Genomic DNA, 12,634 nt, shown 5'->3' on the forward strand with positions numbered 1-12,634 from the left:
GCATCCGCCCTACCCGAGGAGAACGATGACCGACATCACCCGCGCCGATGGGCGCACCGTCTCGCAGCTGCGTCCCGTGACGATCGAGCGCGGCTGGTCGAGCCAGGCCGAGGGCTCCGCGCTCATCTCGTTCGGCAACACCAAGGTGCTGTGCACGGCGTCGTTCACCAACGGCGTACCGCGCTGGCTCACCGGCAAGGGCAAGGGGTGGATCACCGCGGAGTACGCGATGCTGCCGCGGGCCACGAACGACCGCAACGACCGCGAGAGCGTCAAGGGCAAGATCGGCGGTCGCACGCACGAGATCTCGCGCCTCATCGGCCGGGCGCTGCGAGCGGTCGTCGACACGAAGGCGCTCGGCGAGAACACGATCGTCATCGACTGCGACGTACTGCAGGCCGACGGTGGCACGCGCACCGCGGCGATCACCGGCGCCTACGTCGCCCTCGCCGACGCGATCGAGTGGGGCCGTCGCAAGAAGTTCATCGGGCAGAAGGCTCAGGTGCTCTTCGACTCCGTCTCAGCCGTCTCGGTCGGCATCATCGACGGTGAGCCCATGCTCGACCTCGCGTACGTCGAAGACGTGCGCGCCGAGACCGACATGAACGTCGTCGTGACCGGTCGCGGTCTGTTCGTCGAGGTTCAGGGCACCGCCGAGGGGGCGCCGTTCGACAAGCGAGAGCTCGACGCCCTGCTGGAGCTGGCGGTCGCCGGATGCGGCGAGCTGGGTCAGGCGCAGGCGGCGGCGCTCGCGGCGGGAGACGAGGCGTGACCGACCGCGTGGTGCTCGCCACGCACAACCCGCACAAGGTCGAGGAGTTCCGCCACATCGTGCAGGCGACCCGTCCCGACCTCACCGTCATCGGCTACGACGGGCCGGAACCGGTCGAGGACGGCGTGACCTTCGCGGCCAACGCGCTGATCAAGGCCCGCGCGGCAGCCGCCTACACCGGGCTCCCCGCGCTGGCGGACGACTCGGGCATCTGCGTCGACGTGCTCGGGGGAGCGCCGGGCGTGTTCTCGGCCTACTGGGCCGGGCACCGCAAGGATGCCGCAGCCAACCTCGAGCTGCTGCTCGATCAGCTCTCCGACATCGCCGACCCCCACCGCACCGCGCAGTTCGTCTCCACGATCGCCCTCGTCATGCCCGGCGGTGCCGAGCACGTCGTCGAGGGCGTCTGGCCGGGCCGGCTCGCGCTCGCCGCCGGCGGTGCCGGTGGATTCGGTTACGACCCGATCTTCATCCCCGACGGGCAGTCCGGCGCGGAGCGCACGGTCGGTCAGTTCTCGGCCGCCGAGAAGAACGCCGCGTCGCACCGCGCCCGCGCCTTCGCCGAGCTCGGACCGCTGCTCAGCGAGCTCTGAACCGGGGAGCGAGAATCACTCTCGTTCCCGATTGCGATTCGACACCGTCGATTCTCCTAGACAATGGAGCGGCGTGCTCAGGGTTGAGCGTCGTTCGTGCCCACGACTTTGGGCGCGATCTGGGCACGCCGCGTGACTAGTCAAGACGACCATGAGGAGGCCGAGGCGCACGCCACTGACGCGAGCTCGTCCTACTCAATCAGCTCTACGGGAGTGGTCCCGAGTATCGTGTCAGTGCTGGCGCACAGACCTCGTGCGGGTCCGGCGCACGCTACGACGGATGGGAGTCTCGGATGAGCCATGCTGCCCTCGCAGATCCGGTCGCGCAGTTCCGCTACGAATCCGAGATGATCCCGGCGCTGCGCGCTGCGCTTCCCGACGTAGCCTTCGGACACCGGTACCGGCCTTCCGTTGAGGTGTTCACGGAGGTCCCGGCAGTGCATGGGCGCCCCGATGTGGTCGGCGTCCGATTCGATGCCGCGGCCGTGCAGAGCCGTCGAGCGGCGGGGGTATCCCCGCTCTCCGGCGACACCGAAGTGCGCGCTATCCATGCCATTGGTGCTAGCGGCGCCGAGTACGGGGAGATCGCCGCATCTATAGGCATGTCACGAGACTACGTGCGTCGTGCCGTTGTCCCACTGCTCAGCGATCTTGGATGGGTAACGCGCGACGGCGAACGTGTCACCAGGCGAACTGAAGCTCTCTGGGTGGGACAGCGCGTCGTCACGGTGGAGGCGAAGCTGAGGGACTGGCGTCGCGCTCTCGCGCAGGCACGCCGCCAGAAGCACTCCGCGGACGCGGCGTACATCGCGCTTGACGTGCGGGCGGCGGCGCGTGTAGCCCCCTACGCCGATCAGATCGCGCACGAGGGTGTCGGTGTGCTGTCAGTTCACGCTGAGACGGGGCGCGTACGTGTTCTGGCGCGGCCCGTGGCTTCCCCTCGACGATCCACGGCGGTGGGGCGCGCGCTAGTTGCAGAACGCGCGCTGGACATGATGACCCGCGGCACGCGCGAGGGGCAGATTAGCCCCGTGTTCGGATGGACGCTGCCGCTACCTGAGTAGCTTCATCCAGGGAGTGAGGTGCAGCGGCTTGCTGATGCCGTTGAGCTGATCGACTGGCGAGAGACCATCGATGAAGTTCTGGCCCCGGCGCACTCGGCGGTGCGCTAGGAAGTGCGGGCGAGTGCCCTTGAGGCCCGCTGTCAGCTCGCCAACGGCGAGCAAGTAGTGAAGGCCTGCCCGCTCGGCTGTATGCACGTCAGCGTCTATCTCGGCGGAGTACGGAGTCGAGTACTCGCGGTGCTTCGGCATGCCGCGCAAGCGCGAGTATTCGTTGAAGTCCATTGTGTGCAGGACGGTGGAGTCGAACATCCTGGGTATCCTCGGCGGCCTCTTGGCGCCCTTCTGCGAGCCCATCGGGCGCGTCGCCGCGAACGCCTGCTCGCCCCAGGCTTGGCCGGTAGAGAATCCTGCGGCACCTAGCGCTGTTGCAACCCACCCCGTGAGGCCGCTGTTTGCGAGATAGACGCGCTTCCCTTCGAGCGCAGTGGCCGTCGCAAGCTCGCGATAACCCCTCAGGAGAGCATCGTCCAAGAGCTGCCCGTACCGCGGCTTGACCTCCGGCCACCAGAATCGCAGGTACCAGGACCGCTCTGGGCTCTCCACAATCTCATCTATGAGGGCGTTGCGGAGGGTTGTGTCGCTCAGCCACTTGGAGTCCATCGTGAGATTAACCAACATCGGATCGCTGCCCACCTGACGGCGGCTTTCAGCGACCCACTCCATCGCTGTGGCGAGGGACTTCGACGCATTCGCTTCGCTCAACCATCCGGTGGCGCTGAGTAGAACAGAAGCCCCGGAGCCTCTCTGGGCGTCCAGCACGCTCTTGGTCCAAGGCGCCGACACCTTGGCGGGAGTGGCCGTCAGATACGCCCACTTCGATTCGTTCGTGTTCAACGGCTTGGCTGATGGCCAACCCGAGTTCGGGACCCGCCACAGCTCCGGATCAGCGATCCTCACCGGGACGTGTTGCACATTCGACATGAAGGCGGTTGCGCCCGCGGAGCTCATGCCAGGAAGACGAATCTGCGCCGCCACCCCCAGATCCTTGCCGTGCTCGGCTGCCATATGACCAAACACCTCGTGGAGACGCTGCGCGTTCTGGTGGCTCCGGTTCACAATCAGTAGTGGCACCTTGCCGCTCAGCGAGCGTTTGAGTGTTGCGCCTTGCCACGGGGCGGCTGCGGTCGGCTGGTCGGACAATCTACTTCCCCTTCAGATCGGCAATGGCACGCTGAGCAGTCCCGCGCGCATAGAGAGGTTCAGCGGTCAGGAACCGGCCTACGAGAACGGCGAGAGAACCGGGGGCGCCGTCCGGTAGAGCCTTGGGTGGAACCGTGAAGAGGTCGTACAACTCGTCCTCATCCAGGCCCGATAGGTCCGCCATATTCACGAACGGATGATCCCCAGTAAGCACCTGTTGCAGGACGATTCCGCATGCCCAGATGTCGGACGCCTTGCGTGCGCGTTCCGCCGACAGCTGTTCGGGTGACATCCACAGGAGGCTGCCCACCTTCGCCGGATACCTAGTGAAGGTCTTGTCCGAAAGTGACCTGGCCAGGCCGAAGTCGATGAGCACGGGCTGTGCCCAGTCGCCGTCGCGAAGCATGATGTTGGCCGGTTTGATATCGCGGTGGATGGTTTCCTCGCGGTGCAGCTCGGCCACGGCCTCCAGGAGGCCTCGCGCGAACTTCTTCGCGTCCTTCTTGGATGGCAATGTGCCCTGGGTCAGCGCGTCCTGCACCGAGCCACCCTGGATGTACTCACAGACGAGCGCCGTTCGCGGCTCACCGTCTATCGCGACAGTCCGAACCTCGATGAGTCGCACAATGCCCCGATGGTCGAAGCGTTGTAGTCCTTGGATCTCACGCTGCACCCGGGCAGGGTTGAAGAACTCTGGTTTGAGGAGCTTTACCGCATAGTCGTCGGTCTGGCCATCGATGCCCCGGACGCACCACGTTTCTCCGTAGGTCCCCGTGCCCAGGAAATGCGCGGAGGTGGCCGAAAAGGCCCCAGCAACGGCGGTTCCAACCATGCACCGGAGTATGCCGCAGTCGATCCTGCGCACGTGCCATTTGAGTAATCCTCGGCGTGCCGCCGTTGATGCGGATGCAAGCTCAGGCACGCGCAACAGCTTCACAGTTGCGGCACCTGGGATAGGAGTCCTGGAGCGACGCGTACGGTCCTAACGGATCGCGCGTGGATCAGTGGTCACACAGTGACGGCTCCAATGCATCCATGGCGAGGAGCGTGCGCGGAAATCTGGATGCGATGCAAACCTCTCCGCAACGGACCGCCGCGATAGCTCAGTCGCGTTCGTGGCGCTTCTGTTCGTCGCGCACCAGCTGCTCACCGTTGTCCATCTCGGTTTGCAGCTCCTGTGCCAGGCTCTTGACGAACCCGCGTAGACGCCTCTCGTGTGCGAGGTGATAGACCCGCCCTCGCCCTCGGACCTTGTCCACCTGGAGCAGTCGGTACACCTGACGTGCGTAGTAATCGCGCCAGGCGTCACACTCCGCCTGAGCGGCGGCGAGATCTTCAGCGTTAGTTGCCTGGTTGACTGCCTGAACGACTACCTCACGCTGTTTGTCGAATGCCCAGAAGGCATCTCCCAGGTTGCCAGCGGTATAGAAGTGCGCCTCCGCGAGCACGCCGCGCCATCTGTCGGTCGCCGTCTGTTCGCGGCTCACTAGAGCTGGGTCTAGAGTCAGCGTGATCCGAGCTGGCCCATTCGCTTGAGCGGCGGCAGCGGCCCCGCGAAGCCGCAAGTCTTCGATAACGTGGTGAGTAGTGATTCCCAGGTCTGAAATTGCTGCCACGGCACGGGCACCGAACTCGCGCTCTCGGTCTGCTTCCTCGACATTTATGTCGATCAGTCGGCTACGTAGCGCCGAACGCGCCGAGATCCACGCTCCGAGCGCGATGCCGCCGATGCCTAGGAGCGCCAGAATAAGCGGCACGATGTATACGCCCACTAGGTCAGGCGCCGCAGCAGCATTCAGGGCACGTTGAGCGAGCACGTCCGCATCTTCTCATGCCATAGGAGGTGCGCCAGGTTCTTACCGCGCTCGCCGCCTATGGAGCCAACTTTGCTGCGATCTCTGCGAGCGTCATGCCGGTGCTTGACTGGAAGGCTGCGGCTGCTGCTTTCTCTCCGCGCGGGTCGCTGCCCTTGCCCCAGAAATCGACATTCACAAGCGCGTAAAGCGCCTCGCTTCCCGCCTCCCGAGAAGGCACGATCACCTGGTTTCGTAGCCAGGCTGCCTTGCGCAGCTGAAAGAGGGCGGGGATCGCATCCGCGTCGGTTGCGCCGTCTGGCTCAGGTTGCGTCTCGGCATTCAAAGGTTGCATGCGGCAACCATCGCAGACGCGCACATACTTAGTCGAGGCATATCGCCCTTAGTCGGGGCATATCGCCGCGGCACTCGCTTCGGGCTCGACGGTGCCTGAACCGACGATCGCCGCCTCGGAGCGGTACTGTCGTGCGGAGGGCCGTGCGTGGCCCTGGTGTGAACCCGTGCGCGTCGGGATCGTAGGGGGGCACCCCAGGCGGTTGGTGACAATGATGCGTTGGGCGTTCGCCGACGACATACCGGTTAGGTTGGCGATCTCGTGCATGCCGTTGCCTCGGTAGTGCAGCACGCGGCGCACATTTCTCGGCGGTCAGCGGACAGCTCCGCGACCTGATGTCGCCTGTAGTAGCTCGTCGATGCAAAGCTGCTGTCTCGCCGAGGCGACGGCTTTACACGTCCTATTCGCAGTACTTCGAGAACAAGGTCTTCGTCGCGTCCAGTTTCTGATTGGCGGCATCCTTCGCTTCCAGCTCGGTGTACTTGCTTGCCTGAGCTTTCGCGGTTTCTCGCTCGGAGCGGTTGGTACCTCCCCCGTTGCGGCGATCGCCGTCCCGGCCGTTCAGGCGGGTCTGCCGACTGCCGCTCGCAAGCTGGGGGACTCCCATGCGCGTTTCCTCAGGTGGAATGCGCCTGGGGAGCCGTCCGACCATCATCCGATTCTGTGGAACTCTGGGCACGCATGCTCACGATGTCCCTGCTTCCCCATTCCGGACTGAGGACTCTGAGAATCACTCTCGTTCCCGATTGCGCGCAAACCGTCTGAGGGCGTGACGCGGCGCCTAGCCTGGTGCCATGCACGATCACGCGCCCGCATCCGGAGTCCGCGGCGGCAGCAACCGCCGTCTGCTCGCGATCTCGCTCGGGATCACCTCGACGGTCTTCGTCGTACAGGTGGTCGGTGCGATCCTCTCCGGGTCGCTGGCGCTGCTCGCGGACGCCGCGCACATGCTGACGGATGCGGCCGCCCTGGTCATCGCACTGATCGCCAGCGCCGTGGCGGCGCGCCCCGCCAACGACCGCCGCACCTTCGGCTATCAGCGTGCCGAGGTGTTCGGTGCGCTCGCCAACGGCGTGATCCTGCTGGGGCTCTCGCTGTGGGTCGGTGTCGAAGCCGTGACGCGGCTCATCAATCCGGCGGAGGCGGAGGTCGCCGGCGGGCTGATGCTCGGCGTCGCCGCGGTCGGTCTCATTGCGAACGCCGTCGCGATGTGGCTGCTGGGTGCGGCGCAGCGCACGAGCATCAACGTGCGCGGCGCGTATCTCGAGGTGCTCGGCGACCTGCTCGGCTCGGTCGCGGTGATCGTCGCCGCCGTCGTCATCCTGCTGACGGGTTGGCTGCCGGCCGACGCGATCGCGTCGCTGCTCATCGCCGCGATGATCGTGCCGCGCGCCATCGGCCTGCTGCGCGAGGTGGTCTCGGTGCTGAGCGAGGCGACCCCGAAGGGCGTGGAGGTCGACACGATCCGCGCCCACATCCTCGGCACGCCCGGCGTCGTCGCCGTGCACGACCTGCACGTGTGGCAGCTCACCCGCGGCGCGCCCGTGTTCACGGCCCACGTCGTGGTCGACGAGGATGCGTACGCCACAGGCCGCACGGCCCGCATCCTGAGCGATCTGCAGGGCTGCCTCGCGAAGCACTTCGACGTGGAGCATTCGACCTTCCAGCTCGAGCCCGCCGATCACGTCGAGCACGAGGCGCACGCCTGATCACATCTCGTCGCGCACCTCGTCGGGGCTCTTGTCCGGCCGGAGTCCGCGCCAGCGCGCCTGCCGCAGCCTGCCGTCGGGGGTGACCTCGGCATAGCCGACCTCCGCCACGAGCTCCGGGCGCACCCACAGTGCATCCGAGGCATCCGCGCGCGGCACGTCGAGGAACGGGGACGTATCGGTCCGCAGCGGCTGCAGCGCCTCGTCGAGCCGGCGCAGCTCCCGCTCGCTGAAGCCGGTTCCGACCCGGCCGACGTAGCGCAGACCCTCGGATGACGGCACGCCCATCAGCAGTGATCCGATGCCGCCGCGGCCGTTGCGACCGGGCCTGATCGCACCGATCACGACCTCCTGTGCGGCGACGTGCTTGATCTTCAGCCACTGATCGCTGCGCCGGCCCGGCCGGTACGCGGACGCCGGATTCTTCACCATGACGCCTTCGAGCGAGAATGCCGTGCTGGCCGCCAGTGCCGCATCCAGGTCGTCGAACACGGGTGGTACGACCCAGGGGGAGTTCAGGTCACGGGCCAGGCCCTCGAGGTGCGCGCGGCGCTCGCGCAGCGGGAGGGCGGTGAGGTCCGCGCCGTCGAGAGCCAGGACATCGAACGCGTGCAGGTGCACGGGAACCCGTTCCGCCTCGCACCGGATCTCCGCCGCCTTCGTGAGGTGCATGCGCGACTGGAGCAGCGGAAAGCTCGGCTGTCCGCGCTCGTCCAGGGCGACGATCTCGCCGTCGAGGATGCAGGCTGCGCGCCCGAGCCCCGGGTCGGCGGTGAGCTCGGGATACCTGTCGGTGATGTCGGTCCCGCTGCGGGCGCGCAGCCGCATCCGCTCGCCGTCCCAGAACGCCAGGGCGCGCACGCCGTCCCACTTCATCTCCGCCCAGGGCTCGCCCCATCGTCGGGCGGCCGCCGCTGCCAAGCCGGGCGTGGAGTTCTCGGCGAGCATCGGACGCAGCCGCGCCGGCGAGAGCTCGTCCGGCCACGGCGCACCGGACGCGTCGGCCGGTGCCTGGTCGTCCTTCATCCGGTGCAGGAGCCAGGTCGACTTCTCACCTTCGCCGTCGGTGCGGATGAGAGCGAGCCGGACCGTGCCCAGTGGCCCGCCCTCGTGCCCGGTGACGGTGAAGATGACCTCGTCGGGGCGCCACTTCTCCGCCTCGTAGGTGCCGGCGTCCCAGATCGTCACGTCGCCCGCACCGTACTCGCCCGCCGGGATCGTTCCCTCGAAGGTGCCGTACGAGAGCGGGTGATCTTCGGTCATGACGGCGAGGTGATTGCGCTTCGTCGTCTCCGGCACGCCCTTGGGCACGGCCCAACTCACGTACACGCCGTCGCGCTCCAGCCGCAGGTCGTAGTGCAGGCGACGGGCGTGATGTTCCTGGATGACGAAGCGGAGCGCGCCCGCGGATGCCGGATCGGCGGCGGGGTCGGAGGGAACCGGCTCGGGCGTGCGGTCCGCGGACCGCTTGGAGATGTAGGTGCGCAGCGGCTCCGCGGCGCCGCGCCGGGGGCGCAGCGGCGCGAGGAGGTCGCCGTCCGTCTCGGCACGCGCGAGCACCTGCGTCAGGTCGAGCTGCGCGAGGCCTGGGTCGTCCAGCTCCGCCCAGGTGCGCGGCGCCGCCACCGTCGGCCTCGCGCGTCCGCGCAACGAGTACGGAGCGATGGTCGTCTTCTTGCCGTTGTTCTGCGACCAGTCGACGAAGACCTTGCCGGGACGCAGGGCCCGCGACATGCTGCTGACGACGAGGTCGGGGTGATCCGCTTCGAGCGACCGCGCGAGCTCCTTCGCGAGCGCGGACGCCGCCTCGCTCGTCTGGCCCGCGGGGAGTGCGCAGTACAGGTGGATGCCCTTGCTGCCGCTCGTGACCGGGAAGGGGGTGAGGCCCGCATCCGTGAGGATCGCGCGCGCCCATCTCGCCACCTCGGCCACCGTGGCAAGGTCTATGTCGTCGCCCGGGTCGAGGTCGAGGACGAGCCGGTCCGGATCCGAGGGGCGACCGTCGGCGGCGAAGCGCCACTGGGGCGTGTGCAGCTCGAGGCTTGCGGTCTGCGCGAGCCAGACGAGAGTCGGAACGTCATCGACGAGCACGTAGTCCTTCGTGCCGGTGGAGTGCTCGATGCTCTGACGGCGCAGCCACTCGGGCGCGCCACGCTCGAGGTTCTTCGCGAAGAAGGGTTCGGAGTCGATGCCGTCGGGCCAGCGTTTGCGGGTCACGGGTCGTCCGTCGAGGTGGGGGAGCAGCACGGGGGCGATGCGCGCGTAGTAGTCGATGACCTCGGCCTTGGTGGTGCCGGTTGCGGGGTAGAGCACCTTCTCGAGGTGGCTGACGCGGATGCGGCGGCCCTCCACCTCGACGGTCTGCTCGCGTGCGGACATGCGCCCATCCTGCCGCCCGGTGCGCCCGACGCGCACCCGTTGCGCCCTCGCACGTCGGATGCAACGGGCCCGCAACCCCTAGCCGCGGCACGCGCCTCGGATGTCTACTAGGCCTATGAGGTCGATATGGAAGGGCGCGGTCGCGTTCGGGCTCGTGAACGTGCCGGTGAAGGTGTATTCGGCGACCGAGGACCACGACGTGTCGCTGCACCAGGTGCACGCGGCCGACGGCGGCCGCATCCGGTATCAGCGAGTGTGCGAACTCGACGGTGAGGTCGTGCCGTACGCCGACATCGACCGGGCGTACGACGACGGCGACCGCACGGTCGTGCTCACGAAGGAAGACCTGGAGTCGCTGCCGGCGGAGAAGTCGCGGGAGATCTCGGTGGTCGAGTTCGTGCCGAGCGACCAGGTCGATCTGCTCACGCTCGACAAGGCCTACTACCTCGAGCCGGATTCGTCGTCGCCCAAGGCGTATGTGCTGCTGCGGCGCACGCTGGAGCAGACCGACCGCACCGCGATCGTGCAGTTCTCGTTGCGCCAGAAGACGCGGCTGGCCGCGCTGCGCGTACGCGGTGACGTCCTGGTGCTGCAGACGCTGCTGTGGGCGGACGAGGTGCGGGAGGCATCCTTCCCGTCGCTCGACGAGGACGTGAAGATCTCCGCCAAGGAGCTCGAACTCTCGGCGGCGCTGGTCGACAGCTTCTCGTCCGACTTCGATCCCACCGAGTTCCGCGATGAGTATCAGGAGCAGCTGCGCACCCTGATCGAGGCCAAGCTCGAGAAGGGCGAGAGCGTCGACACCTCGGCCACCTTCGGCGAGGAGGGCGACGAGGGGAAGGACGGCGGCGAGGTCATCGACCTCATGGCGGCGCTGCGAGCCAGCGTCGAGCGCAGCCGGGCGTCCAAGAAGGACGCGTCATCCCAGAGCGAAGACAAGCCCGCCGCGAAGCGGAAGAAGAGCTCGAAGGCGTCGTGACCGGATGCGGCGGGCTTACTCGCCCGATGCGGCCTCGTCGCGCTGCTCCTTCTTGACCTTCGCGCGCTCGCGGAAGTAGTGCCACAGCGTGACGGCGGCCGTGAGTGCCACGACACCGATGAGGATGACGTCGATGTACTCGGTCACGATGTGCGCGACCCAGGGGATGTAGCCGACGACGTAGCCGATCATCGTGAGGCCGAAGCCCCAGAGGATCGCGCCGATCAGGTTGTAGAGGCTGTACTTGCGCCACGGCATGTGACCGACACCGGCAGCGACCGGCGCGAAGGTGCGCACGATCGGCACGAACCGGGCGACGATGACGGTCAGCCCGCCGAAGCGCTCGAAGAACGCATTGGTGCGCTCCACGTTCTTCTTGCTGAACAGACCCGACTCTTTGCGCTCGAAGATCGCGGGCCCGCCCTTGTGGCCGATGAGGTAGCCCACCTCGCCGCCGACGAACGCCGCGAGGCCGATCAGCAGGGCCACGACCCAGACGTTGATGCCGAAGACGCCGTTGGGTGCCACATCCGAGGAGTGCGAGAGCAGTCCCGAGATGATGAGCAGCGTGTCGCCGGGCAGCAGGAAGCCGATGAGCAGCCCCGTCTCGGCGAACACGATGAAGCAGACCACGGCGAGAGCCCACGGGCCGGCCGCCGCGATGATCGTCTCGGGGGAGAGCCAGGGGATGAGGGCGATGGAGTGCACGGGCGTCCCGTCGATCGGATGTCAGGATGCGGGGCGCGGGTAGCACGCCCCCGTCCCCGTGCGGAAGGTGGGACTTGAACCCACACGCTCGAAAGCACAGGAACCTAAATCCTGCGTGTCTGCCAATTTCACCACTCCCGCGGGTGGGGACAGTCTATCCAGCGCGCTTCGGATCACCTGTGCGTCGCCGCGGATGACGGCGACGCACAGGTCGCGTCAGGACGCGGTGACTTCGCTGACCGCCGTCTCGATGAGATCCGCCACCTCGGTGGGGTGGCTCTGCATCGCGAGGTGGGGTGCGGGAAGCTCCACGATGCCGCGAAGCCCGGCACGCGTGTAGCCGAAGCGCTCGACCTCGGGATTGATCGTGTGGTCCTCGCTGGAGACGATGCCCCACGCAGGCTTCGTCTTCCATGCGGCGAAGGTCGCGGGCTCGGAGAACGCCGCCGCCGACAGCGGTCGCTGCGACACGGCGAGCACCTGAGTGCGCGCGAGGTCCACACCGGCGGCGAAGACCTCGGGGAACGCGTCGATCGCCACGGAGACGTCGGTGCCGGGCTCGTCGCTGCCGGGCACCGGGTACGGCGTGTAGACCAGGTTCGCGGCGAGTTCGGAGTCGGGGAATCCGCCCTGCAGCTGCCCGAGGCTCTCGCCGACCTCGAGCACGTAGCCCGAGACGTAGACGAGTGCGACGACGTTCGAAGCCTCGCCCGCGACGGTGATGACCGCTCCGCCGTACGAGTGCCCGGCGAGCACGACGTCGCCGTCGATGGTCTCGACGAACGCCTTGATGGATGCGGCGTCTTCGCCGAGGCTGCGGTTGTAGACGGGGGGAACGCGCACGTCGTAGCCGCGGTCGAGCAGCTCACGGGTGACGGGCGCCCAGCTGGCGGCGTCGGCGAACGCGCCGTGCACCAGGACGATGGTGGGGGTGGCCACGGGACGACTCCTTGCTTCTGGGGTGGATGGTGCGGCCGACGCTACGGCGCCGCGACCGCCGCATCGTGCTCGCCCGCGAGCAATGCCGTTCGACAAACTCGGCACACGCCGGCGCTCGGCGGGAGCGCTCCCGGAAATCGAAG

Annotated in this window: 13 protein-coding genes and 1 tRNA gene; 5 read left to right on the forward strand and 9 right to left on the reverse strand. The window is 67.4% G+C overall.

Annotated features, from left to right (window positions below; all coding sequences use genetic code 11):
* Positions 1 to 25: 25 nt before the first annotated feature.
* The 3 genes from rph (at position 26) to QE374_RS15840 (ending at position 2,429) form a co-directional block, all read left to right on the forward strand.
* Positions 26 to 772 carry a ribonuclease PH gene (rph, locus tag QE374_RS15830; protein ID WP_309736447.1) on the forward strand — a complete coding sequence of 249 codons (747 nt, stop codon included), beginning with the start codon at positions 26 to 28 and terminating at the stop codon, positions 770 to 772.
* The gene (rdgB, locus tag QE374_RS15835; RefSeq protein WP_309736449.1) at positions 769 to 1,365 is read left to right on the forward strand and encodes an RdgB/HAM1 family non-canonical purine NTP pyrophosphatase; all 597 of its coding nucleotides are present in this window, start codon (positions 769 to 771) and stop codon (positions 1,363 to 1,365) included. The genes rph and rdgB overlap by 4 nt, the downstream gene beginning before the upstream one ends.
* A 293-nt stretch (positions 1,366 to 1,658) precedes the next feature.
* Positions 1,659 to 2,429, forward strand: a complete 771-nt coding sequence (locus QE374_RS15840; RefSeq protein ID WP_309736452.1) for a hypothetical protein — start codon at positions 1,659 to 1,661, stop codon at positions 2,427 to 2,429.
* Here QE374_RS15840 and QE374_RS15845 read toward each other — a convergent pair.
* From QE374_RS15845 to QE374_RS15865, 5 genes are all read right to left on the reverse strand, one after another.
* Positions 2,418 to 3,629, reverse strand: coding sequence for a hypothetical protein (locus QE374_RS15845; RefSeq protein ID WP_309736454.1), 1,212 nt, complete (start codon positions 3,627 to 3,629; stop codon positions 2,418 to 2,420). The genes QE374_RS15840 and QE374_RS15845 overlap by 12 nt on opposite strands.
* A gap of 1 nt (position 3,630) precedes the next feature.
* On the reverse strand, positions 3,631 to 4,461 hold the full coding sequence (locus tag QE374_RS15850) for a serine/threonine-protein kinase (RefSeq protein WP_309736456.1): 831 nt from the start codon (positions 4,459 to 4,461) through the stop codon (positions 3,631 to 3,633).
* Between the two features lie 271 nt (positions 4,462 to 4,732).
* Complete coding sequence (locus QE374_RS15855) at positions 4,733 to 5,446, reverse strand: hypothetical protein (protein WP_309736457.1); 714 nt, start codon at positions 5,444 to 5,446, stop codon at positions 4,733 to 4,735.
* Between the two features lie 55 nt (positions 5,447 to 5,501).
* Entirely contained in the window at positions 5,502 to 5,777 is a 276-nt protein-coding gene (locus QE374_RS15860; protein WP_309736459.1) for a hypothetical protein, read from the reverse strand.
* 400 nt (positions 5,778 to 6,177) lie between these two features.
* Entirely contained in the window at positions 6,178 to 6,384 is a 207-nt protein-coding gene (locus QE374_RS15865; protein WP_309736461.1) for a hypothetical protein, read from the reverse strand.
* 187 nt (positions 6,385 to 6,571) lie between these two features.
* On the opposite strand from QE374_RS15865, the gene QE374_RS15870 reads away from it, so the two are divergent.
* On the forward strand, positions 6,572 to 7,486 hold the full coding sequence (locus tag QE374_RS15870) for a cation diffusion facilitator family transporter (RefSeq protein ID WP_309736463.1): 915 nt from the start codon (positions 6,572 to 6,574) through the stop codon (positions 7,484 to 7,486).
* Here QE374_RS15870 and QE374_RS15875 read toward each other — a convergent pair whose 3' ends face one another.
* Positions 7,487 to 9,865: an ATP-dependent DNA ligase gene (locus QE374_RS15875; protein WP_309736464.1), complete on the reverse strand. Its 2,379-nt coding sequence runs from the start codon at positions 9,863 to 9,865 to the stop codon at positions 7,487 to 7,489.
* A 115-nt stretch (positions 9,866 to 9,980) separates the two neighbouring features.
* Between QE374_RS15875 and QE374_RS15880 the strand changes: the two genes are divergently transcribed.
* Positions 9,981 to 10,844 (forward strand): Ku protein, encoded by an 864-nt coding sequence (locus tag QE374_RS15880; RefSeq protein WP_309736466.1) that lies wholly within the window; start codon positions 9,981 to 9,983, stop codon positions 10,842 to 10,844.
* 15 nt (positions 10,845 to 10,859) lie between these two features.
* On the opposite strand, the gene QE374_RS15885 is transcribed toward QE374_RS15880, so the two are convergent.
* From QE374_RS15885 to QE374_RS15895, 3 genes are all read right to left on the reverse strand, one after another.
* The gene (locus tag QE374_RS15885) at positions 10,860 to 11,552 is read right to left on the reverse strand and encodes a VTT domain-containing protein (protein WP_309736468.1); all 693 of its coding nucleotides are present in this window, start codon (positions 11,550 to 11,552) and stop codon (positions 10,860 to 10,862) included.
* Between the two features lie 59 nt (positions 11,553 to 11,611).
* Positions 11,612 to 11,693, reverse strand: a tRNA-Leu gene (locus QE374_RS15890).
* 75 nt (positions 11,694 to 11,768) lie between these two features.
* The gene (locus tag QE374_RS15895; protein WP_309736470.1) at positions 11,769 to 12,491 is read right to left on the reverse strand and encodes an alpha/beta hydrolase; all 723 of its coding nucleotides are present in this window, start codon (positions 12,489 to 12,491) and stop codon (positions 11,769 to 11,771) included.
* Positions 12,492 to 12,634: the final 143 nt, after the last annotated feature.

Origin of the sequence: Microbacterium sp. SORGH_AS_0428 (genome assembly GCF_031453615.1) — a bacterium.
GTDB lineage: Bacteria > Actinomycetota > Actinomycetes > Actinomycetales > Microbacteriaceae > Microbacterium.